This window comes from Curtobacterium sp. LFS079, from assembly GCF_047977865.1.
Taxonomy (GTDB): domain Bacteria; phylum Actinomycetota; class Actinomycetes; order Actinomycetales; family Micrococcaceae; genus Arthrobacter.
Genome location: NZ_JBFPFO010000006.1, coordinates 40,002 through 61,516, shown reverse-complemented (window position 1 = coordinate 61,516; position 21,515 = coordinate 40,002). Strand labels below are relative to the sequence as shown.

Below are 21,515 nucleotides of genomic sequence, written 5' to 3'. Positions count from 1 at the left end.
CATGGCGGACATCGACTGGAGAGCGCTGGAAAGCGCCGCCGTGGCCGCGATGCGGAAGGCCTATGCACCGTATTCGAAGTTCCCGGTGGGGGCTGCCGCCCTCACCGAGGACGGCAGGATCGTCAGCGGCTGCAATGTGGAGAACGCCAGCTACGGCCTGACGCTGTGCGCCGAATGCGCGCTGGTGGGAGAACTGCACATGAGCGGTGGCGGGCGCCTGGCTGCCTTCTACTGCGTTGACGCCAGCGGCGCGGTCCTCATGCCCTGCGGCCGCTGCCGGCAGCTGCTGTATGAATTCCGGGCACCCGGCATGCAGCTCATGACCAGCAGCGGCATCCGGAGCATGGACCAGGTGCTGCCCGACGCCTTTGGCCCCGAAAACCTGGAGGACAAGCATGAACAGCAGTGAGGCATTCGGCGCCGAACCGTTTGACGCAGTACAGATCATCACCATCAAGCGGGACAAGGGAACCCTGACCCCGGAACAGATCGACTGGACCATCGACGCCTACACCCGCGGCGTCATTGCCGACGAGCAGATGTCCGCCCTGAACATGGCCATCCTCCTTAACGGCATGAACCGGGAGGAAATCTCCCGCTGGACGGCGGCGATGATCGCCTCCGGCGAGCGGATGGACTTCTCCGGCCTGCGGCGTCCCGACGGCGGCGTGAAGGCCACCGTGGACAAGCACTCCACCGGGGGCGTGGGGGACAAGATCACCCTTCCGCTCGCGCCACTGGTCGCCGTGTTCGGGGTGGCCGTTCCGCAGCTGTCCGGCCGCGGCCTCGGCCACACCGGTGGCACCCTGGACAAGCTCGAGTCCATTCCCGGCTGGCGCGCCGCCCTGAGCAACCGGGAAATCATGGACCAGCTGCAGGACATGGGCGCCGTCATCTGCGCGGCCGGCAGCGGCCTGGCGCCGGCGGACAAGAAGCTCTACGCCCTGCGCGACGTCACCGGAACGGTCGAGGCCATCCCGCTTATTGCTTCCTCGATCATGAGCAAGAAGATCGCCGAAGGCACGGGCTCGCTGGTCCTGGACGTCAAAGTGGGCTCGGGCGCCTTCATGAAGGACGAGGCACGGGCCCGGGAGCTGGCTGAGACGATGGTCGCCTTGGGCAAGGACGCGGGCGTCAACACCGTGGCCCTGCTGACCAACATGGACACCCCGCTGGGCCTCACGGCGGGCAACGCCATTGAAGTGGAAGAGTCCGTCGAGGTGCTGGCCGGCGGCGGCCCGGAAGACGTCGTCGAACTCACCGTCCGGCTCGCCGAAGAAATGCTGGCCTGCGCCGGAATCCACGACGCCGACCCCGCCGCCGCCCTCAAAGACGGCCGCGCCATGGACGCCTGGAACCGGATGATCGAGGCCCAGGGCGGCGACCCGAGGGCCGCGCTGCCCGTGGCGAAGGAGTCCGAGGTCATCTACGCACCGGCCGACGGCGTCCTCCTGGAGCTGGACGCGCTTTCCGTGGGCGTCGCGGCATGGCGGCTCGGGGCCGGCCGCGCCCGGAAGGAAGACGCCGTGCAGGCCGGTGCCGGGGTGCGGATGCACGCCAAGCCCGGCGCCTACGTGCGCGCCGGCGAACCGCTCATGACCCTGCTGACCGACACCCCGGAAAAGTTTGAGCGTGCGAAGGAGGCGCTGCAGGACGCCGTCGTGATAGGCCCGGAAGGCTCCCGCCCGGCACAGCGGCTGATCCTTGACCGGATTTCATAGGACCGGATTTCCTTGGGCCGGACTCCAGAGGACCGGACCGGCCAGGAACACCACGCCCAGACTCCTCGTTAGGAAACCGTGCAGGCAATCAATGACTTCATCCTCGCGGCCGCCGGGCAACCCTGGGTCCTGTTCCTCGTCCTCGCCTGTTGCCTGATCGACGGCTTCTTCCCGCCGATCCCCAGCGAGTCCGTGGTGGTGGGCCTGGCCGCGGTTTCCGTCACGGCCGGGATGCCGAACGCCTGGCTGCTGATACTGGTGGCCGCCATCGGTGCCTTCAGCGGCGACAACATCGCCTATCTCCTTGGCCGGAAGATCGGGACCCGGCGCTGGCGTTGGATGCGGACCCAGCGCATGCAGGGGGCGTTCCGCTGGGCGTCGCGGGAGCTCCGCCGTCGGGCAGCCTCGCTTATCCTGGTGGCCCGCTTCATTCCGATCGGCAGGGTGGCCGTCAACCTCACCGCGGGTGCCACGCATTTCCGGCATGGGGAGTTCATCGCCCTGACCGGGCTGTCGGCCGTGCTGTGGGCCGGCTACTCGGTGGGGATCGGCGCCTTCTTCGGCCAGTGGTTCGAACACAACCACCTGCTGGGCGCCGTGATCGCGATCATTGCGGCCATCATCCTTGGCGTGATCGTGGACCGGATCATCAGCAAAGTGCGCGGTCCGCTGCCCGAGGACCTGGACGTTCCTTGATCCAAGGCTTTGGCGCCCGGACTCCACCCTGGGTATGAGGCGCCCGACGCCGGAAGATCACCCCGCAGGGGGAGCCGCCGATGCTGCCTCCCGGGATAGCGTTGAAGCGGTGATTCCCGCGGCCGGGGCGTAGCGAACGGCGCACCGGCCGTGGGACACTGGGACAAGCTGTCCAGCCCTTCTTCCCCCGGTCAGATCGCCCGGTCATTACTAGGAGCCGTCGTCCGTGGATTTCCTGAACCAGATGCTTGAGCATGCCGCCGGGCAACCGTGGATCTACCCCATACTCCTGGTGTTCTTCTTCATCGACGGGTTCGCCACGATCCTGCCCAGCGAAACGGCCATCGTGGGCCTGTCCGCCCTCTCCATGCACCACGGTCAGCCGAACCTCTGGATCCTCGGCGCCACTGCCCTCGTCGGCGCAATGGCCGGGGACAACATGGCTTACCTGCTGGGCCGCAAGATCGGCCTGGAACGCTGGAAATGGATGCGCCGGCCGAAGGTCAAGAAAATGTTCGCCTGGGCCCAGTACGAACTCGGCAAGCGCGGCGCCGTGCTCATCTTCACCGCCCGCTACATTCCCTGGGGCCGGGTCGCCGTCAACTACGTGGCGGGCCAGACCGGATTCCGGCACCGCACCTTCTTCTTCCTGGACGCCTTCGCCTGCCTCACCTGGGTGGGCTACTCGATCGGCGTCGGCCTGCTGGCTGGGCAGTGGGTGCACAACAACCCGCTCCTGGGCGTCGGCATCGCGGTGGCATTCGCCGTCGTGCTCGGCTTCGTGGTGGACCATGCGCTCCGTTGGTGGCACAAGCGCCTGGAAAAGAAGGACGCCGCGAACGAGGCCGCCGAAGAGCCGGCTGCCGCCCAACCGGCCGTGCACGACGAACCCGAAGCCGCGCGGATTCCCGACGCCGGCTGAGTTTGGCACTACCCTTAGACCGTGACTGAACCCATCGTTGACGCCGCCCCTGCCCTTGACTTCGATCTGAAGAGCCTGCCCAAGGTTTCCCTTCACGACCACCTGGACGGCGGACTGCGCCCGGCCACCATCATTGAGCTCGCCGAAGCCGCTGGCCACACCCTGCCGTCCACCGATCCCGTGGCACTGGGCGAATGGTTCCGCGAGTCCGCGGACTCCGGCTCCCTGGTCCGCTACCTCGAGACCTTCGACCACACCGTCGCGGTGATGCAGACCAAGGAAGCCCTGGTGCGCGTCGCCAAGGAATTCGTCGAGGATCTCGCGGACGACGGCGTCATCTACGGTGAAGTGCGCTGGGCGCCGGAGCAGCACCTCCAGAAGGGCCTCACCCTGGACGAGGTCGTGGACGCCGTGCAGGAAGGCATCGAGGCCGGCGTTGAAGCGGTGGCCGCCACCGGCCGCGATATCCAGGTGGGACAGCTCATCACCGCCATGCGCCACGCGGACCGCAGCCAGGAAATCGCCGAGCTCGCCGTCCGCCACCGTGAAACCGGTGCCGTCGGATTCGACATCGCCGGTGCCGAGGACGGCTTCCCGGCGTCGCGCTTCAAGGACGCCTTCACCTACCTGGCCGAGCAGCACTTCCCGGCCACCGTGCATGCAGGCGAGGCCGCGGGCCTGGACAGCATCAGCTCCGCGCTCGTGGACGGCCGCGCCCTGCGCCTGGGCCACGGCGTGCGGATCGCCGAGGATATTTCCGTGGAGTTCGAAGTGGATCCGGAGAACGACGGCGAGGAAGCAGTGGGCATGGTGACCCTCGGCGAACTTGCCACCTGGGTCCGCGACCGCGGCATCGCCCTGGAGATCTGCCCGTCCTCCAACCTGCAGACCGGTGCCATTGCCGGCTTCGGCGAAGGCATCGAGAGCCACCCGATCGACATGCTGTACCAGCTGGGCTTCAATGTCACGGTCAACACCGACAACCGGCTCATGAGCGGCGTGACCCTCACCGACGAGTTCGAGCTGCTGGTGGAGACTTTCGATTACGACCTCGACGACCTGCTGGAGCTCACCCTCAATGCAGCCGAGGCTTCTTTCCTGTCCTTGGACGAGAAGGAAGCACTGGTCGAGTTCATCAACGACGCCTACGCCAACCTTGCCGCCTGACCATCCGGAAAACGGTATGCACGGTTCCTCCGGGAATGTTTCCCCCGGGGGAGCCGTGTCCCGCCTGGTGGAGGTCATCGCGGCCCTGCGCGAGCACTGCCCGTGGATGGGCGCCCTAACGCACGAATCGCTCGTTGAGTACCTGATCGAGGAAGCCTACGAAGTGGTGGATTCGATCGAGGCGGGCACGGAGGAGGAACTCGCCGGCGAACTGGGCGACGTCCTGCTCCAGGTGGTCTTGCATGCCCGGCTCGCCGAGGAACACGGCCGCTTCGATTTCGATGATGTGGCCCGCGCCATCACGGAGAAGATGGTCCGTCGCAACCCGCATGTGTTCCGGCCCGACGGCGCCCTGCAGGATTCGTTCCCGGCCACGGTCGAGGAAATCGTGCAGAAATGGGATGCCGTCAAGAAAGCCGAAAAACCCGGGCGCACCGATCCCTTTGAAGGCATCCCGCCGCACCTGCCGGCGCTAGCGCTCGCGCAGAAATCCCTTGACCGGGCTGCGCGGGCCGGCACCGCAGCTCCCGCACCGGCCGCCGTCGTTCCCGTCCCGGCCCACGCGACGGAAGCGGAGCTCGGCGACTACCTGCTCTCCGTTGCCGCCGCGGCGCGGGAGCGGGGATTCGACGCCGAACGGGCCTTGCGCGGGGCAGTGCGCCGCTACCAGGGCCACGGGGGAGGAACCCCGGAAGGTGCTTCCGAGGAAACCGTTCCGTAACCTTGGCCACTCTCGACTAGGCTAGTGCCGACGAGGACGTCGAGACTTTCCCTCTAGATTCCCAGTAAATCGCTTCACCATAAGGAGCAATCCATGGCGCTTATCGATGCCATCCACGCCCGCGAGATCCTTGACTCCCGCGGAAACCCGACCGTAGAAGTAGAGGTACTGCTCTCCGACGGCCAGATCGGCCGCGCCGCGGTTCCGTCCGGTGCCTCCACCGGTGAGCACGAGGCAGTCGAACTGCGCGACGGCGACAAGGGCCGTTACCTCGGCAAGGGTGTCCAGAAGGCCGTCGACGCCGTCATCGACGAAATCTCCCCGGCCCTGATCGGCTTCGACGCCACCGACCAGCGCAGCATCGACCAGGCCATGATCGACCTGGACGGCACCCCGAACAAGGCCAAGCTCGGCGCCAACGCCATCCTGGGCGTCTCCCTGGCCGTGGCCAACGCCGCCGCCGCTTCCGCCGACCTCCCGCTGTACAAGTACCTGGGCGGCCCGAACGCCCATGTCCTGCCGGTCCCGCTGATGAACATCCTCAACGGTGGCTCGCACGCCGACTCCGATGTCGACATCCAGGAATTCATGATCGCCCCGATCGGTGCAGAGACCTTCTCCGAAGGCCTGCGCTGGGGCGTTGAGGTCTACCACAACCTCAAGTCCGTGCTGCAGGAAAAGGGCCTCTCCACGGGCCTGGGCGACGAGGGCGGCTTCGCTCCGAACCTGCCCTCCAACCGCGCCGCCCTGGACCTGATCCAGGAAGCCATCAAGAATGCCGGCTACACCCCGGGCAAGGACATCGCCCTGGCCCTGGACGTTGCCTCCTCCGAGTTCTTCAAGGACGGCGCCTACCAGTTCGAGGGCAAGGCCCTCAGCGCGGCAGACATGAGCGCCTACTACGCCGAGCTCGTTGCCGACTACCCGCTGGTCTCCATCGAGGACCCGCTGGATGAGAACGACTGGGAAGGCTGGAAGATCCTCACCGACGCCATCGGTGACAAGGTCCAGCTGGTGGGTGACGACCTCTTCGTCACGAACCCGGAGCGCCTGCAGCAGGGCATCGACGCCGCCACGGCAAACTCCCTGCTGGTCAAGGTCAACCAGATCGGTTCGCTGACCGAAACCCTGGACGCAGTGTCCCTGGCACAGCGCAGCGGCTACACCACCATCACCTCGCACCGCTCCGGCGAGACCGAGGACACCACCATCGCTGACATCTCGGTCGCCACCAACGCCGGCCAGATCAAGACCGGTGCCCCGGCCCGCTCCGAGCGCGTTGCCAAGTACAACCAGCTGCTGCGCATCGAAGAGGAACTCGACGACGCCGCACGCTACGCCGGCCGCAGCGCGTTCCCGCGTTTCAAGGGCTAGCATCCGCGAAAACGGCTGACCGGTGGCTATGGTGGAAAGACCATGGCCACCGGTTCGGTTTAAGGGAACACCCGCGATCCGGGCGGCCGTGCGGAACCTCGAACGCAGCAAGCCGCCGGGCATGCAACAGGCAGTACAGGAGTGTCATGGCAACCCGCCGTCCCAAGGTCCCCCGCGCTGACGCCCTCGGCCGGCCTCAGCAGAAGGCCGACGGCGGCGATGTCATCCGGGCGGATTTCGGCGAGTCCCGCAAGGCAAACCCGGCCCCGGGAAACCCTGCCCAGGTGTCGCCCGCCGCCAGTGCTTCGGCAACAAAAGGCGCAGCGGAAAAAGCAAACGATGCCAGGGCCGCAAAGCCAAAGGCCCCGGCGTCGAAGGCCGCCTCGGCCAAAGCCCCGCCGGAGCCGGTGATCTCCAGAACGAGCGGCAAAGCCAGCGGCGCCGCCAGGAACGGGGATGATCCGGTCCCGGCCAAGGCCTTCTCTGGTCGCATGCTGGCGCTGGCCGTCGTCTTGGTAGCCATCACGGTGCTGCTGGCCCCGACGGTGAAGATCTTCCTGGAGAAGCGCGCTGAGATCTCCGCCTTGGAGGCCGAAATCGCGGGCAAGCAGGCCGAACAGGAAGACCTGAAAAATCAGATCTCGCGCTGGCAGGACCCCAACTACGTCAAACAGCAGGCGCGCGACCGCATTAACATGGTAATGCCGGGTGAAACGGGCTACTGGGTATTTGGTGCGGATGTTCCCGCCGGTACCCCCGGTGGCCGCACCGGCAACGGAGCGTCCGGAACCCCGGGAAACCTGCCCTGGGTGGATGGCCTGTGGGAGTCAATCCGACGCTCGGCAACAGACTAGACGCGGTGCCCGCCGCCGTCGTGCCCTGAGGGAACGGCAGAACAGGGCAGGAAGGTGGCAGAGCCAGTGCAAGAGAACACGGCCCCTGCGACGGAAGAATCCCGCATGCCCTCGGCACATGACCTGGACGTCCTGAGCCGCCAACTCGGCCGGCCCGTTCGCGATGTGGTGGAAATTCCCGCCCGCTGCGTCTGCGGCAACCCGCTGGTGGCCGCAACTGCACCCCGGCTGAGCAACGGCACCCCGTTTCCGACTACCTTCTACTTGACGCACCCGGTCATCACGTCGGCCGTGTCGCGCCTGGAGGCCAGCGGCACGATGAATGAGATGAACGACCGGCTCGCCGCCGATTCGGAACTCGCCGGGGCCTACCGCGGCGCGCACGAGGCCTACCTGCGGGCCCGGAACGAGATCGCCGGCCGCTCGGGCACGGGCGAGGTTCCGGAAATTGCCGGTGTTTCCGCCGGGGGCATGCCCACCCGCGTCAAATGCCTGCATGTGCTGGTGGGGCATTCCCTGGCCGCCGGCCCCGGCGTCAACCCGCTGGGCGACGAGGCGCTGGACGCCATCGCCGAGTGGTGGACCAAGGACCGCTGCTACTGCGCCGGCGCGTGGGAGACCGCGGGTGAGGCGCCGTCCAAGGACCTCAGCCGGCACGGTCCGCAGGGCTTGCCCGGGATCGTGGGCCGTCCCGCACCCGTCCGCAAGTCCCACGACGCATCCCGGCCCACGGAAGAAGGCTCCGCATGAAGCGCGTCGCTGCGATTGACTGCGGCACCAACTCCATCCGCCTGCTGATTGCCGACGTCAACGGCAGTGGCAACGGCGCCCCGCTGAGCGACATCGTGCGCGAAATGCGCGTGGTCCGCCTCGGCCAAGGCGTGGACGCCACCGGCGAACTGGCGCCGGAAGCCCTGGAACGGACGTTCGAGGCGAGCCGCGACTACGCCCGGCTGATCGAGGAGCACGGAGCCGGGGGAGTCCGCTTCGTCGCCACCTCCGCCAGCCGCGACGCCCGCAACCGGCAGGTCTTCGTCGACGGCATCCGCGAGCTCTTCGGGGTGGAACCGGAAGTCATCTCCGGTGACGAGGAAGCCGCGCTGTCCTTCGCGGGGGCCAGCAGCGTGCTGCCTTCGCGCGGCAAGGACCCTGTGCTGGTCGTGGACCTCGGCGGCGGCAGCACGGAATTCGTGCTCGGCGACGCCGACGGCGTGATCGCGGCGAAGTCGGTGGACATCGGCTGCGTGCGCCTCACCGAACGGCACCTGCGCAGCGATCCGCCCACCGCAGCTGAAATCGCCGCCGCGGAAGCCGACGTCGACTCCGCCATCGACCTCGCGGCGGAGACCGTTCCGCTGGGACGCAGCACCGCCGTCGTCGGCGTGGCCGGTTCCATCACCACCATCACGGCGCACGCGCTTGGCCTGGAACGCTATGAACCCGACCGGATCCACGGCGCCACACTGGACCTCGACCAGATCAGCAAGGCCGCAACGGAGTTGCTGGAAATGAGCCGCGAAGAGCGGGCGAAACTGCCGTACATGCACCCCGGACGGGTGGACGTCATCGGCGCCGGCGCCTTGGTCTGGCGGCGCATCCTGCAGCGGCTCGCGCGGGAAAGCGCTGGAACCATCACCGGTGCCACGTCCAGCGAACACGACATCCTAGACGGCATTGCGCTGAGTATTCAGTGATGGGGGATCCGCTGATGACGCACCCGGAAGCAGTTGGACCACGACGGCGCCACCGCACCCTTTCCGCCACGCTGGCCGGCCTGCTGGCCGCCAGCGGGCTCGCCGCGGCTTTGGCTGCCGGCGGACTGGCCACCGCGCCGCCTGCCGCCGCCGATACCTGGCGGGACAAGGAATACTGGCTCAAGGAATCCGGCATCGCCGAAGCCTGGAAGGTGTCCAAGGGTGCCGGGGTGAAGGTCGCGATCATCGACAGCGGCGTGGATGGGAAGCACCCTGACCTGAGGGGTGCGTTGGTAGGCGGTACCGACGTCTCCGGGGCGGGCAACCCGGACGGACAGAAAAGCATCGGCGCCAAACCCGAACACGGCACCCTCGTTGCCACCCTGCTCGCCGGCCGCGGCCACCAGAAGGCCACCCCTTCCGCCTCGCCACCCTCGTCCGCAACAAGCAGCGGAGGGCCCGAAGGCATCATCGGGGTCGCCCCGGAAGCGGACATCCTCTCCGTCTCCACCTGGCTTGGTTCGGCGAACCCGGCGGGCAAGAGCGACCAGGAACAGATCCCGGTGGCCGTGCGCTGGGCGGTGGACCACGGCGCGAAGGTCATCAACATCTCCCTCGGCAGCACGTCGCCGGAATGGCCGCAGAGCTGGGACGCTGCCTTCCTGTACGCCGAACAGAAGGACGTGGTGATCGTTGCCGCCGCAGGCAACCGCATAGGCGGGAACGTGCAGGTCGGTGCGCCCGCCACCATCCCCGGCGTGCTGACCGTGGCCGGACTCGACCGGGACGGCAAGGCAAGCGTCGATTCGTCGTCGCAGGGCATCAGCATCGGCGTCGCCGCGCCCGCGGAAGAACTCATCGGCGGCATGCCGGGCGGCAGCTATGCCGATTGGGCAGGAACCTCCGGGGCCACACCGATCGTCTCCGGCGTGGCCGCCTTGATCCGCTCCAAGTGGCCCAGCATGAGCGCCAAGCAGGTGGTGAACCGGATCGTCAGCACGGCGAAGGACGCCGGAGTCAAGGGCAAGGACCCGATCTATGGTTTCGGTGTGCTTGACGCCAAGGCTGCCCTGATTGCCAGCGTCCCGGAAGCCAAGGCCAACCCGCTGGGTTCGATCAACGACTGGATCCGCGTCCACAGGCGCGGGGACTTCAGCACTCCCACGCAGGCGCCGGGCCCGACGAAGAAGGCGAGCGCCAAACCGACCCTGCCGGATCCCACGGTCCCGTCGGCCAAGGCCCCGGCCGACGCCGGAACTGCCCTTCCGGGCGTCGTGGTCCTGGGCTTCGGGGTACTCTTCATCGCCATCGTGGCTGGGGCCGGGATGCAACTGCGCCGGGTCTACCGGAGTACCCCGGCGGAACCGGAAACCGGCAGCCTCGATACCGTTGAACCGGGCTCCCGAAAGTAGTTGGACAAGCTGTCCGGGAGTGCCCCCGGAACTAGTTAGTGAAGATTTTCACAAAGTGCGCTATTCTGGATTCATGGCACCCACCCCTGAGCTTATTGACCGTCCCCGTGTTCTCGTCGTCGGCGGCGGTTACGTCGGCCTGTACGTCGCACTGAAGTTGCAGAAGAAGATCGCCAACGCCGGTGGCATCGTCACCGTCGTCGATCCGCTGCCCTACATGACCTACCAGCCCTTCCTCCCGGAAGTTGCCGGTGGCAACATCGAGGCGCGCCACGCCGTCGTCTCCCACCGCCAGCACCTGAAGCACACCGAGCTGATCCAGGGCCGCGTCACCAGCATCGACCACGCCAACCGCACCGCGGTTGTTGCCCCGGCCGACGGCGGCGCTCCGTTCGAGATCCCGTACTTCGACGTCGTCCTGGCCGCCGGCGCCATCACCCGCACCTTCCCGATCAAGGGCCTCGCGGACAAGGGCATCGGCCTGAAGACCATCGAGGAAGCCGTTGCGCTGCGCAACAAGGTCCTCGAGCGCATCGAAGCCGCGTCCACCATGACCGACGCCGCAAAGCGTGCCAAGGCCCTGACCTTCGTGGTCGTGGGCGGCGGCTTCGCCGGCATCGAGTGCATCACCGAAATGGAGGACCTCGCCCGCGCCGCGGTCAAGAACAACCCGCGCATCAAGCAGGAGGAAGTCCGCTTCATCTTGGTTGAAGCCATGGGCCGCATCATGCCCGAGGTCACCGCACCGCAGGCCGAGTGGGTTGTTGAGCACCTGCGCAGCCGCGGCATCGAGGTGCTGCTGAACACCTCCCTCGACAACGCCGAGGGCACCCTGAAGCTGATCAACATGCCGGACAAGTCCCCGGCCGAGGAAGTCGCCGCGGACACCCTGGTGTGGGCCGCCGGTGTGCAGGCCAACCCGATGGTCCGCTCCACCGACTTCCCGCTGGAACCGCGCGGCCGCGTCAAGGTCCTCCCGGACCTGCGGATCGGCGGCGACGAGGGCATCGTCGACAACGCCTGGGCTGCCGGCGACATCGCCGCCGTCCCGGACCTCACCGGCAAGGGCCTGCCGGACGGCACCTGCGTGCCGAACGCCCAGCACGCGCTGCGCCAGGCCAAGAAGCTCGCCAAGAACCTGTGGGCTTCCCGCTGGGACAAGCCGCTGGCTGACTACAAGCACAAGAACCTTGGTGCTGTGGCCGGCTTCGGTGAATGGAAGGGCGTTGCCAACATCAACATCCTTGGCCGCATCGGCCTCAAGGGCGGCCTCGCCTGGTTGGCACACCGTGGCTACCACGGCCTGGCCATGCCCACGGTCGAGCGCAAGTTCCGTGTGATCTTCGGCTGGATCCTGGCCTTCTTCGCGGGGCGCGACACCACCCAGCTGATCGACCTGGACAACCCGCGCGGCGCCTTCGTGGCTGCCGCCACCCCGGCCCCCAAGCCCGCTGCCGCTCCGGCGCCCGCGGCTCCGGCCGAGGAGAAGGACAAGGACAAGGCGCCGGTTACCGCCGACGCCAAGTAAGTCCCTAATAAGGCCCCTTCCAACGACGGCGGCCGCTTCCCGCCACGGGAGGCGGCCGCCGTCGTCGTATCTGCCGGGCACAAGCCCGGCCATAGACTGTCTGCCATGGCAGGCGAAACTGATCTGATGGTTCTGTTGGGGTCCATGCATCCCGTGCTCCGTGACGGTGACTATGTCTACGCGCTCTGGCCGCACGGCAAGCCGCTGGAGGGCGGCATCGAGGCCGCCGTGCGCGAAGCCGAGGGCCTCACGGTGGTGCTGCACCGCGACGAAGCCGAGCGGCTGGGCCTGTCCTACGACTTCGTGGCCGCCTGGATCACCCTGCAGGTGCATTCCGCGCTCGAGGCCGTGGGCCTGACGGCCGCCGTCAGTTCCGCGCTGGGCGCGGCCGGCATCAGCTGCAACGTCCTGGCCGGCTTCCACCACGACCACCTCCTCGTGCCCACGGCTCAGGCGGCACATGCGATGGAGGTCCTCACTCTGCTGCAGCAAGGGCTGGTACTGCGCGGCGAAGTCCCGGCGGACCGCGGCGCGATCCTGGCCCTGACTGCTTCGGCCTTCTCCATCAGCCCGGTCACTGGCCTCCCGGTGGAAGGTACCCCGGCCGAAGTGGCGCTCCTGAAGGAACTGTTCGACTGCGTGGAGTACCTCCCCGATTTCAGCATCGTGGCCGAGCTTGGCGGCGAGATCGTGGGCCATGTCATCAGCACCCGCGGCGCCGTGGGCGGGACCCCTTTCCTGGGGCTCGGCCCCATCAGCGTGGAACCGCACCTGCAGCGGCGCGGGATCGGTTCGGCCCTCCTGCGCGAAACCGCCCGCCGCGCCGAGGCCGCGGGGGAGGCGGGCATCGCCCTGCTCGGAAGCACCGTGTACTACCCGCGCTTCGGCTATGTTCCGGCGGCCGCGGTGGGCATCGAGGCTCCCGATCCTGCCTGGGGTGAGCACTTCCAGGTGCTGCCGCTTCCCGGAATGCCCGACGGCGGCCAGCCCGACGGCGTCAGGGGCACCTTCCGCTACGCGGCACCTTTCGAGCGGCTCTAGCGGGCGGGGGTACCGGGCGGGCGCTGGGTTAGGATTGTGCGGGCGCCCCAGTAGCCCAATTGGCAGAGGCAGCGGACTTAAAATCCGCAAAGTCAGGGTTCGAGTCCCTGCTGGGGCACCATCGCCGTGGCAGGACCATTACCGCCGCATTTCCCGCGAAAGCACACAAAATTCAGACACTACCCGTGCGCCCGGAAGAGGATTCCCCAGAGGCAACGAGTGTTATAGGGATGTGACCTGATTCACTTATCTTCCCGGTCTGATTGCACTAGTTTGAGTCGTATTCAGGGACTACCTGATCTATCGCATCAAAGGCAGTTCGCACCTTCGATCGAGGAGACAAACATATGTTTGACCTTTCCCACGCGGCTCCGCGTGCAGCCAAGCTCACCGTGCTTGGCATCGGTGTCGCGTTCCTGGCTACGGCCTGCGGCGGTTCGCCGGCACCCAGCGCATCATCGTCGTCCAGCGGCCCGGCAGCCGGAGCCATCTCCTGCCCGGCACCGACCGCAAGCGCGAGCGCCAGCAGCACCGAAGCGCCGTCCACCGGCCCGGTGCCGCCGTCGGCCACCACCACCGACGTTCCCCTGAAGCTGGGCTCCCTGCTGCCGACCACCGGCAGCCTGGCCTTCCTCGGCCCGCCCGAAATCGCCGGTGTGAACCTTGGCGTCAAGGAAGTCAATGCAGCAGGCGGTGTCTTGGGCAAGCCGATCCAGGTGACCCACCGCGATTCCGGCGACACGAAGACTGACACCGCCACGCAGTCCACCACGGCCCTGCTGGCGGGCGGAGCGCAGGCCATCATCGGTGCCGCTTCGTCCGCTGTGTCGAAGACCGTGATCAACCAGATCACGGGAGCCGGGGTCATCCAGTTCTCGCCCGCCAACACCTCCCCGGACTTCACCGCCTGGGATGACAAGGGCCTCTACTGGCGCACCGCCCCGTCGGACGTCCTGCAGGGCAAGGTCCTCGGTAACTACATCGCCACCTGCGGCGTCCAGACCGTCGGCATGATCGTGCTTAACGACGCTTACGGAACCGGGCTGCAGAAGTATGTGAAGGAGTCCTTCGAGGGCGCCGGCGGCAAGGTGGTAGACGAAGAGCTCTTCAACACCGGAGACTCCCAGTTCCAGGCCCAGGTGGACAAGGTCGTTGCGGCCAAGCCGGACGCGATCGTGCTGATCACCTTCGACGAAGCGAAGTCGATCATCCCGCTGCTGACTGCCAAGGGCATCCCCGGCAATCAGCTGTTCCTGGTGGACGGCAACACCTCCGATTACAGCAAGGTCTTCAAGGCCGGCACCATGACGGGGGCACACGGCACCTTCCCGGGTACCTTCACCAAGGACGCATTCAAGAAGTCGCTCCTGACGGTGGACCCGAAGCTGAAGGACTTCACCTACGGTGGCGAGTCCTATGACGCCGTGAACCTGATCGCACTGGCCGCCGAGGCTGCCAAGAGCACCAAGGGCGTGGACATCGCCAAGAAGCTCAAGGACGTTTCCGAAGGCGGCGAGAAGTGCTCGGACTTCGCTTCCTGCGTGACACTGCTGCGCAACGGCAAGGACATCGACTACGACGGCAAGTCCGGTCCGGTGACATTCTCCGACGCCGGCGACCCCACGGAAGCCTACATCGGCATCTACGAGTACAAGGATGACAACACCTTGAGCCCGGTCCAGGAAGAGTTCGGCAAGCTGTAAGCCGGCCCGTTCAGGAGAAGGTCCAGGACAAAGAGTAAGCCCCGGAGCGTTCGCTCCGGGGCTTACCTTTTGTGTGTGCCTGCTTTACGGGCCCTCGCCCTCCACGGTGTCTGCAAGGGTGCCCAGGTACAGCTGGATGACCTTGGGATCCTTCATGAGCTCCCTGCCGGTTCCGGTGTACGCGTCCTTGCCCTGGTCCAGGACGTAGCCGCGGTCGCAGATCTGCAGGCAGCGGCGGGCGTTCTGTTCCACCATGATCACGGACACGCCGGCCCGGTTGATCTCGTGGACCCGCAGGAAGGTCTCGTCCTGCTTGACGGGGGAGAGGCCTGCCGAGGGTTCGTCCAGCAGCAGCACGGCCGGATCCATCATCAGGGCCCGTCCCATGGCCACCATCTGGCGTTCACCGCCGGAGAGTGAACCCGCGCGCTGCGCACGGCGGCGGCCAAGTTCCGGGAAGAGCTCGGTGACAAAGTCGAAGCGCTCCGCGAACGCCTTGGGCCGCTGGAACAGGCCCATCTGCAGGTTCTCTTCGATGGTCAGTGCCGCGAACACGTTGTTGTTCTGCGGTACGAAGCCCAGTCCCTGCGAGACCAGCTTGTTGGCCTTCAGCCCCGTGAGGTCCTTGCCGTGCACCACCACCGAACCCGAGTGCACCTTGACGAGGCCGAACATGGCCTTGAGCAAGGTCGACTTGCCGGCGCCGTTGGGTCCGATGATGCCGATCAGTTCGCCCTTGCGGGCCTCGATGCTGCAGCCGTTGAGGATGTTGACCCCCGGCAGGTAGCCGGCCACGAGGTCGGTGACCTTGACGACGGCGTCCTCCGTGGGCGTACTGCCGGCAGCCGGCATGGCGCTGGTGGCGCTCATTTGCCTTCCTCCTCTTCCAAACGGGCTTCGATGACCTCCGGCGCGATGATGCCGGCGTCCTCGGTGCCCACGATCGATTCTTCGTCCGCTTCCAGTTCAGCCTCGAGTTCCCGGATGCCTTCAGCATCGCCGAGGTCGACGTCGTGGTGGGCGCCCAGGTACGCGTCGATCACGGCGGGGTCCTTCATGACTTCGCCCGGGGGGCCTTCGGCGACGATCCGCCCTTCGGCCATCACCACCACCCAGTCGGCGATGTGCCGCACCATGTTCATGTCGTGCTCGACGAACAGCACGGTCATGCCTTCGGCCTTGAGGTTCTTGATGTGGTCCAGGAGGGACTGGGTGAGCGCCGGGTTGACGCCGGCCATGGGCTCGTCCAGCATGACCAGTTTGGGCTGCACCATCAAGGAACGGGCCATTTCCAGCAGCTTCCGCTGGCCGCCGGACAGGGATGCCGCATAATCGTCCTTTTTGGCGTCCAGTTTGAACTTCTCCAGCAGTACGTCTGCCTGCTTGGTGATTTCCCGTTCCCGGCCGCCCCAGAGGTTCTTGAACAGGGCCTTCGAGAGCCGTTCGCCGGGCTGCCTGGACGCGCCAAGCCGCATGTTCTCCATCACTGTCAGCTTGCCCATCACCTTGGTCAGCTGGAAGGTCCGCACCATGCCCATGCGCGCCAACTTGTAGGAGGAGACGCCGGCGATGCTGTTGCCTTCGAAGGTCCAGGCCCCGGAATTGGGAGTGTCGAAGCCGGTCAGCAGGTTGAAGAGGGTGGTCTTGCCGGCGCCGTTGGGGCCGATCAGTGCGGTGATCTTATGCCTGGGGATTTCGAGGTGCTCGACGTCGACGGCGCTGATGCCACCGAAGTTCCGGGAGACGTTGTCCGCCACCACGATCGGGTCCCGCTTCTTGCAGCCCGGGAGGTTTTCGCCGACGGCGATTGCCCGGGAGTCTGTCATGTAGTCGATGTTGTCGTCGTTGCCGACGGCGTGGGAAGGGCTCATGCGAACGCCAGCTCCTTTTTGTTACCGAAGACGCCTTGCGGCCTGAAGACCATCAGGAGCATCAGCGCGACGCCGACCAGGATGAATCGCAGCTGGCCGGCCTGGACGATCGAGAGGAACGTGACCGCACCGGACTCGATGAGTCCGGCAAGCAGGTTCTGGGTCAGAGACAGCACGACCCAGAAAATCATGGCTCCGACAATCGGGCCCAGCACCGTGGACATGCCGCCGAGCAGGAGGACCGTCCACAGGAAGAAGGTGAGCTCGGTTGCGTAGTTCGCCGGCTGCACCGATCCGCGGGGGAGGGTGAACAGGAGCCCGGCCAGGGTGCCCAGGATGCCGCCGATTACCAGTGCCTGCATCTTGTAGGCGTAGACGTTCTTGCCCAGGGAACGGACGGCGTTCTCGTCCTCGCGGATGCCCTTGAGCACCCGTCCCCAAGGGCTGCGCATCAGGAGCCAGACGATCACCGCGCATACGGTCACGAGGATCCAGCTGACGACGCGGACGTAGAAGTCCCGGTTGCTCCAGCCGAAGATGTAGGTTCCGGGCGGGAAGGGGTTGAAGGAATCGAAGTCCCGTTGGAAGGAGGACAGGCCGTCCGCGGAACCGGTGACCCGGAACAGGGTATTGGTGGTGACGATGTACCGGATGATTTCCGCCGCGGCGATGGTGACGATGGCCAGGTAGTCGGCCCGCAGGCGCAGCGTGGGCACACCCAGGAGGAGGCCGAAGATGACTGCGCAGAGCAGCGCGATCAGGAACCCGACCACGAACGGGACCTTGAAGGTCAGCGTGGAAATGGCGAAGCCGTAGGCGCCCACCGCCATGAAACCGGCCTGGCCGAAGTTCAGCAGGCCCGAGTAGCCGAAATGCACGGCGAGGCCGAGCGCGGCAAGCGCGTAGGCCGCCGTCGTCGGGGCGACGATTTCGCCGAGCGCAAGAGAGAGGATGTTTCCGAAATCCATTGTTTGCTCCTAACCCACACGCTCACGCCGGCCGAGGATGCCCTGCGGACGGAAGAGGAGGACTACGATCATGACGACGAGAGCGCCGACGTATTTCAGGTCCGGTGGCAGCACGAGGCTGGTCAGTTCGATGAAGATGCCGACCACCAGGGATCCGACCAGGGCGCCGAACACGGTGCCGAGGCCGCCGAGGGTCACGCCGGCGAAGATGGCGAGCAGGATCTGCGTGCCCATGTCCCAGGTGACGCCGGGGCGGTAGTAGGCCCAGAGGATGCCACCCAGGGCGGCCAGGAAGCCGCCGACGACCCAGACGATCCGGATGACGCCGTCGACGTCGATGCCTGAGGCCGCCGCGAGTGCCGGGTTGTCCGCTACGGCACGGGTGGCCTTGCCGAGCCGGGTCTTGAGCAGCAGGAGGCCCAGGGCGGCGATCACCACGGCGGAGATAAGCAGGGACCAGAGAGTGTTCGGGGACACCGAGATCGGCCCGAGTTGCACGTCCGTGACCTGCGCGCCGGGGAGCTGTTGGGTGTCGCCGCCGAAGAAGAACTGGAAAACGTACCGGGCAGCCAGGGCAAGGCCGATCGAGACGATCATCATCGGCACCAGGCCTGTTCCGCGGCGTCGCAATGGTCGCCATAGCGCAGCGTCCTGGAGGTATCCGAAGGCGGCGCCAGCCACAAGGGCAAGCGCGATGGCCAGCCAGACCGGCAGTCCCAAGGCGTTGAAGGCGAAGACGCCGAGGGCGCCGACGGTCACCATCTCGCCGTGGGCGAAGTTGGTCAGGCCCGTGGTTCCGAAGATGAGGGACAGGCCCACTGACGCCAGGGCGAGGAGCATGCCGAAGCTCACCCCGGCCACGAGGCGGTTGAGCAGGTCCTGGCCGAAGTCCTGGCCCTGGACAACGATGCCCTTGCCGAAGGCGAAGATCACCGAGAGGTTGGACGTCTGGCTGAAGGAGACATCGCGCGGATTCTGTTGGCCTTCGGCGAGCTTGATGCCATTGGGCAGGGTGGAAGTGTCGAGTTCAATCGAGTAGGTGCCTTTGGACGGCACGGGGATGTTCCACGAGCCGTTGGCTCCCGAGGTCGCCGAGCCTTCGAAGTTGTTGCCCTTGGCGGTGATCCGGACGCCCGGGATCGGCGCACGGGCGTCGTCACGGAGGAAGCCGCTGATGTTGTTTTGGAAACCTTGCTGAGCGGGCGACGGCGAAGGCGAAGGGGTGACTGCCTGCGCGGCGGGCCCTGCCAGCAGCAGTCCGGCCACGAGGGTCGCAAGGAGCGCCCCCATGACTTGCCGCAGTCCCGCGTGCGGTCTCTTGGACCGCTCTCTGCTTGTGCTTCTCAAGATGGAAAACCTTCCACATTGGGGGTGGTCCCGGTGCGCCATTGCAGCCGGTGCGAACGGTCATGGGCTCGGCGCACAGCTTCCGTAGCCTCCGCTGTGTGACTTGCATCACCCATGCGTGCTTATGCTACCGCCGAGCGAGCGTGAATAATGCTGTGCGCAGGGGTCCAGAGGGTCGCGATCGGATAACAACTGTGCTGTCCCGTACCCATGCGGAACTTTCGGGAGGGGCTGTGCGTAGGAATTGGTAGCGTGAACTATCACTTCGCCCTTATTCAGGAGGACATTCCACCATGGCACTCGGCGGCAACCCGATCTTCAACGGAAAGAATTTCCGTGGGGCCACGCAGGCACCACCTGTCCCCGCGAATCCCTACGCCCAGAACCCGTACGGCCAGAACCCTTATGCCCAGACCCAGACTGTGCAGAATCCGTACCTGAGCGCTGATCAGTTGCAGAACATGTACAACCGGCCCGCCGCCGGTCCGGTTGAAACCGGCCGCATGACGTTCGACGACGTCATCATCAAGACAGCTGCCTGCCTCGCCGTTGTGGTGCTCGGCGCAGCCGTGACGCTGTTCGTGCCGATGGGCACCGCCAGCCTGTTGATGATCGCCGGCGCCCTCGGCGGTTTCGTGCTGGCGCTGGTGAACACCTTCAAGAAGCAGCCGTCCCCGGCCCTGATCCTGGCCTACGCCGGCCTCGAGGGCCTGTTCCTGGGCGGTCTCACCCGCATCCTGGACGGCATGTTCCCGGGCGTCGGCCTGCAGGCCGTGATCGGCACCCTGGCGGTAGCCGGAGTGACCCTCCTGCTCTTCAAGAGCGGCAAGGTGCGCGCCACCCCCAAGGCGATGCGCTTCTTCATGATCGCCCTCATCGGCTACGCCGTCTTCGCCCTGATCAACATGGTGCTGATGCTGACCGGTGCCGTCACCGAACCCTTCGGCCTACGCACGAGCGTTGAGATCTTTGGCATCCCGCTTGGTGTCTTCGTCGGCCTGCTGGCCATCGGCCTGGCCGCGTTCTCGCTCATCATGGACTTCACGAGCATCGAGGAAGGCGTCCGCGCCGGCGCCCCGGAGCGCTACTCCTGGACGGCCGCCTTCGGCCTGACCGTCACCCTGGTGTGGCTGTACGTGGAAATCATCCGTCTGCTGGCCATCCTGCGCGGCGACGACTAGCCATCAGCAAACACGGCGAGGGCTCCGCTTCGGCGGGGCCCTCGCTTTCTGTTGTCCGGCTTTCTGTTGTCCGGCTCAGCTCAGCCGCTCGAACACCACGGCCATGCCCTGGCCGCCGCCCACGCACAGGGTGGCCAGGCCGAAAGTGCCGTCGCGTTCGCGCAGGCCGTTGATCAGGGTGTTGGTCATCCGGGCCCCGGTCATGCCGAAGGGGTGGCCCAGGGCGATTGCGCCGCCGTGGACGTTGAGTTTTTCCGGATCGATGCCCAGCTCGCGCGCACTGGCCACCACCTGCACGGCGAAGGCCTCGTTGAGTTCCACAAGGTCGATGTCAGCCATGGTCAGGCCAGCCAGGTCCAGTGCGCGTCGCGTCGATTCCACCGGGCCCATTCCCATGATCTCGGGGGAGAGGGCGCTGGCCGCGGTGGAGACGATGCGCGCCAGCGGTGTCAGGCCGAGCTCCCGAGCGCGGGAGTCGCTCATGACGACGACGGCGGCCGCGCCGTCGTTCAGCGGGCAGGCGTTGCCGGCGGTGACGGTTCCCCCGCGGCGGAAGACCGGTTCCAGGGCGCTGACGGCCTCCAGCGTCACTCCCGGGCGGGGCGAATCGTCGCGCTCCACCACGGTGCCGTCCTTGCGGGTGTACGGGGTGATCTCGCGGCTGAAGAATCCCGAGGCAATCGCGGCCTCGGCACGGTTCTGGCTGAGGACACCCCATTCGTCCTGCTCGGCGCGGCTGATGCCGTAGGTGGTGGCGACGTTCTCCGCCGTCTGGCCCATGGCGATGTAGACGTCCGGCAGGCGGTCCCCGAGCCGCGGGTCCGTCCACGGAGTGTTGGACGCTGCCCGGGCCGCGGTGCGCTGCTTGGCGGACTGGAAGCGCGGGTTGTGCACCCCGGCGTCGCTTTCCCCGGCACCGGCCCAGTTCTGATACCGCGACACTGACTCGACGCCGCCGCTGAGGAAGGCATGGCCCTCCCCGGCCCGGATTGCATGGAAAGCCATCCGGAGGGTCTGCAGGCTGGACGCACAGAAGCGGTTGACCGTGACGGCAGGCACGTAGTCGAGCCCGCACAGCACGGACACCACGCGCGCCATGTTCGAGCCCGCTTCGCCGCTGGGTTCCGCGCACCCCAGGTAGAGGTCGTCCAGTCCGAGGCCGGGACCCGCGCCGGCGTCGAACGCGGGGATCTTCGCCAGCGCCGCGGTGACCATGGCTGCGGCCAGGTCGTCCGGGCGCTCGTCCTTGAGGGAGCCTTTGAAGGCCCGGCCGATCGGGCTGCGGACCATGGACACGATGACAGCCTCAGTCATG

Annotated in this window: 20 protein-coding genes and 1 tRNA gene; 16 read left to right on the top strand and 5 right to left on the bottom strand. The window is 66.7% G+C overall.

Annotation, left to right across the window (positions count from 1 at the left end; genetic code table 11):
• Nucleotide 1: 1 nt before the first annotated feature.
• From ACNQPB_RS11915 to ACNQPB_RS11845, 15 genes are all read left to right on the top strand, one after another.
• The gene (locus tag ACNQPB_RS11915) at nucleotides 2-409 is read left to right on the top strand and encodes a cytidine deaminase (protein ID WP_498751911.1); all 408 of its coding nucleotides are present in this window, start codon (nucleotides 2-4) and stop codon (nucleotides 407-409) included.
• Nucleotides 396-1,721: a thymidine phosphorylase gene (locus ACNQPB_RS11910; protein WP_498751909.1), complete on the top strand. Its 1,326-nt coding sequence runs from the start codon at nucleotides 396-398 to the stop codon at nucleotides 1,719-1,721. Before ACNQPB_RS11915 ends, ACNQPB_RS11910 begins: the two co-directional genes overlap by 14 nt.
• Nucleotides 1,722-1,799: 78 nt before the next feature.
• Nucleotides 1,800-2,417, top strand: a complete 618-nt coding sequence (locus ACNQPB_RS11905; RefSeq protein ID WP_498751907.1) for a DedA family protein — start codon at nucleotides 1,800-1,802, stop codon at nucleotides 2,415-2,417.
• 244 nt (nucleotides 2,418-2,661) lie between these two features.
• On the top strand, nucleotides 2,662-3,339 hold the full coding sequence (locus ACNQPB_RS11900; protein ID WP_498752209.1) for a DedA family protein: 678 nt from the start codon (nucleotides 2,662-2,664) through the stop codon (nucleotides 3,337-3,339).
• Nucleotides 3,340-3,360: 21 nt separating this feature from the next.
• Complete coding sequence (locus ACNQPB_RS11895; protein WP_498751905.1) at nucleotides 3,361-4,506, top strand: adenosine deaminase; 1,146 nt, start codon at nucleotides 3,361-3,363, stop codon at nucleotides 4,504-4,506.
• 16 nt (nucleotides 4,507-4,522) lie between these two features.
• Nucleotides 4,523-5,227, top strand: a complete 705-nt coding sequence (locus ACNQPB_RS11890; protein WP_498751903.1) for a MazG nucleotide pyrophosphohydrolase domain-containing protein — start codon at nucleotides 4,523-4,525, stop codon at nucleotides 5,225-5,227.
• A 93-nt stretch (nucleotides 5,228-5,320) separates the two neighbouring features.
• Nucleotides 5,321-6,601: a phosphopyruvate hydratase gene (eno, locus tag ACNQPB_RS11885; protein WP_498751901.1), complete on the top strand. Its 1,281-nt coding sequence runs from the start codon at nucleotides 5,321-5,323 to the stop codon at nucleotides 6,599-6,601.
• Nucleotides 6,602-6,747: 146 nt separating this feature from the next.
• Complete coding sequence (locus ACNQPB_RS11880) at nucleotides 6,748-7,455, top strand: FtsB family cell division protein (protein WP_498751899.1); 708 nt, start codon at nucleotides 6,748-6,750, stop codon at nucleotides 7,453-7,455.
• A 105-nt stretch (nucleotides 7,456-7,560) separates the two neighbouring features.
• Nucleotides 7,561-8,205, top strand: a complete 645-nt coding sequence (locus ACNQPB_RS11875) for a DUF501 domain-containing protein (RefSeq protein ID WP_498751897.1) — start codon at nucleotides 7,561-7,563, stop codon at nucleotides 8,203-8,205.
• Entirely contained in the window at nucleotides 8,202-9,149 is a 948-nt protein-coding gene (locus ACNQPB_RS11870) for a Ppx/GppA phosphatase family protein (protein ID WP_498751895.1), read from the top strand. Before ACNQPB_RS11875 ends, ACNQPB_RS11870 begins: the two co-directional genes overlap by 4 nt.
• A gap of 14 nt (nucleotides 9,150-9,163) precedes the next feature.
• Nucleotides 9,164-10,561: a S8 family serine peptidase gene (locus tag ACNQPB_RS11865; RefSeq protein WP_498751893.1), complete on the top strand. Its 1,398-nt coding sequence runs from the start codon at nucleotides 9,164-9,166 to the stop codon at nucleotides 10,559-10,561.
• Between the two features lie 73 nt (nucleotides 10,562-10,634).
• Entirely contained in the window at nucleotides 10,635-12,089 is a 1,455-nt protein-coding gene (locus ACNQPB_RS11860) for an NAD(P)/FAD-dependent oxidoreductase (protein ID WP_498751891.1), read from the top strand.
• A gap of 105 nt (nucleotides 12,090-12,194) precedes the next feature.
• Nucleotides 12,195-13,130, top strand: a complete 936-nt coding sequence (locus ACNQPB_RS11855) for an N-acetyltransferase (RefSeq protein WP_498751889.1) — start codon at nucleotides 12,195-12,197, stop codon at nucleotides 13,128-13,130.
• Nucleotides 13,131-13,174: 44 nt separating this feature from the next.
• Nucleotides 13,175-13,251 (top strand) — tRNA-Leu (locus ACNQPB_RS11850).
• A gap of 226 nt (nucleotides 13,252-13,477) precedes the next feature.
• Nucleotides 13,478-14,833, top strand: coding sequence for an ABC transporter substrate-binding protein (locus ACNQPB_RS11845; protein ID WP_498751887.1), 1,356 nt, complete (start codon nucleotides 13,478-13,480; stop codon nucleotides 14,831-14,833).
• Nucleotides 14,834-14,917: 84 nt separating this feature from the next.
• On the opposite strand, the gene ACNQPB_RS11840 is transcribed toward ACNQPB_RS11845, so the two are convergent.
• The 4 genes from ACNQPB_RS11840 to ACNQPB_RS11825 are packed head-to-tail and all read right to left on the bottom strand — an operon-like array spanning nucleotide 14,918 to nucleotide 18,962.
• The gene (locus ACNQPB_RS11840) at nucleotides 14,918-15,703 is read right to left on the bottom strand and encodes an ABC transporter ATP-binding protein (protein WP_498751885.1); all 786 of its coding nucleotides are present in this window, start codon (nucleotides 15,701-15,703) and stop codon (nucleotides 14,918-14,920) included.
• Entirely contained in the window at nucleotides 15,700-16,704 is a 1,005-nt protein-coding gene (locus tag ACNQPB_RS11835) for an ABC transporter ATP-binding protein (protein WP_498751883.1), read from the bottom strand. Before ACNQPB_RS11835 ends, ACNQPB_RS11840 begins: the two co-directional genes overlap by 4 nt.
• Complete coding sequence (locus ACNQPB_RS11830; RefSeq protein ID WP_498751881.1) at nucleotides 16,701-17,672, bottom strand: branched-chain amino acid ABC transporter permease; 972 nt, start codon at nucleotides 17,670-17,672, stop codon at nucleotides 16,701-16,703. Before ACNQPB_RS11830 ends, ACNQPB_RS11835 begins: the two co-directional genes overlap by 4 nt.
• Before the next feature lie 9 nt (nucleotides 17,673-17,681).
• Nucleotides 17,682-18,962: a branched-chain amino acid ABC transporter permease gene (locus ACNQPB_RS11825; protein ID WP_498751879.1), complete on the bottom strand. Its 1,281-nt coding sequence runs from the start codon at nucleotides 18,960-18,962 to the stop codon at nucleotides 17,682-17,684.
• Nucleotides 18,963-19,312: 350 nt separating this feature from the next.
• Between ACNQPB_RS11825 and ACNQPB_RS11820 the strand changes: the two genes are divergently transcribed.
• A complete protein-coding gene (locus ACNQPB_RS11820; RefSeq protein WP_498751877.1) occupies nucleotides 19,313-20,200 on the top strand; it encodes a Bax inhibitor-1/YccA family protein in 888 nt (295 codons plus the stop codon).
• A 75-nt stretch (nucleotides 20,201-20,275) separates the two neighbouring features.
• Here the strand turns inward: ACNQPB_RS11820 and ACNQPB_RS11815 are convergent, their stop codons facing one another.
• Nucleotides 20,276-21,514: an acetyl-CoA C-acetyltransferase gene (locus ACNQPB_RS11815; protein WP_498751875.1), complete on the bottom strand. Its 1,239-nt coding sequence runs from the start codon at nucleotides 21,512-21,514 to the stop codon at nucleotides 20,276-20,278.
• Nucleotide 21,515: the final 1 nt, after the last annotated feature.

Bases quoted from the DNA above. Each gene is read 5' to 3' on its own strand.
- ACNQPB_RS11915 (WP_498751911.1), top strand. From the start codon at position 2: ATGGCGGACATCGACTGGAGAGCGCTGGAAAGCGCCGCCGTGGCCGCG.
- ACNQPB_RS11910 (WP_498751909.1), top strand. From the start codon at position 396: ATGAACAGCAGTGAGGCATTCGGCGCCGAACCGTTTGACGCAGTACAG.
- ACNQPB_RS11900 (WP_498752209.1), top strand. From the start codon at position 2,662: ATGCTTGAGCATGCCGCCGGGCAACCGTGGATCTACCCCATACTCCTG.
- ACNQPB_RS11890 (WP_498751903.1), top strand. From the start codon at position 4,523: ATGCACGGTTCCTCCGGGAATGTTTCCCCCGGGGGAGCCGTGTCCCGC.
- eno (WP_498751901.1), top strand. From the start codon at position 5,321: ATGGCGCTTATCGATGCCATCCACGCCCGCGAGATCCTTGACTCCCGC.
- ACNQPB_RS11880 (WP_498751899.1), top strand. From the start codon at position 6,748: ATGGCAACCCGCCGTCCCAAGGTCCCCCGCGCTGACGCCCTCGGCCGG.
- ACNQPB_RS11875 (WP_498751897.1), top strand. From the start codon at position 7,561: ATGCCCTCGGCACATGACCTGGACGTCCTGAGCCGCCAACTCGGCCGG.
- ACNQPB_RS11870 (WP_498751895.1), top strand. From the start codon at position 8,202: ATGAAGCGCGTCGCTGCGATTGACTGCGGCACCAACTCCATCCGCCTG.
- ACNQPB_RS11865 (WP_498751893.1), top strand. From the start codon at position 9,164: ATGACGCACCCGGAAGCAGTTGGACCACGACGGCGCCACCGCACCCTT.
- ACNQPB_RS11860 (WP_498751891.1), top strand. From the start codon at position 10,635: ATGGCACCCACCCCTGAGCTTATTGACCGTCCCCGTGTTCTCGTCGTC.
- ACNQPB_RS11855 (WP_498751889.1), top strand. From the start codon at position 12,195: ATGGCAGGCGAAACTGATCTGATGGTTCTGTTGGGGTCCATGCATCCC.
- ACNQPB_RS11845 (WP_498751887.1), top strand. From the start codon at position 13,478: ATGTTTGACCTTTCCCACGCGGCTCCGCGTGCAGCCAAGCTCACCGTG.
- ACNQPB_RS11840 (WP_498751885.1), bottom strand. From the start codon at position 15,703: ATGAGCGCCACCAGCGCCATGCCGGCTGCCGGCAGTACGCCCACGGAG.
- ACNQPB_RS11835 (WP_498751883.1), bottom strand. From the start codon at position 16,704: ATGAGCCCTTCCCACGCCGTCGGCAACGACGACAACATCGACTACATG.
- ACNQPB_RS11830 (WP_498751881.1), bottom strand. From the start codon at position 17,672: ATGGATTTCGGAAACATCCTCTCTCTTGCGCTCGGCGAAATCGTCGCC.
- ACNQPB_RS11825 (WP_498751879.1), bottom strand. From the start codon at position 18,962: ATGGGGGCGCTCCTTGCGACCCTCGTGGCCGGACTGCTGCTGGCAGGG.
- ACNQPB_RS11820 (WP_498751877.1), top strand. From the start codon at position 19,313: ATGGCACTCGGCGGCAACCCGATCTTCAACGGAAAGAATTTCCGTGGG.
- ACNQPB_RS11815 (WP_498751875.1), bottom strand. From the start codon at position 21,514: ATGACTGAGGCTGTCATCGTGTCCATGGTCCGCAGCCCGATCGGCCGG.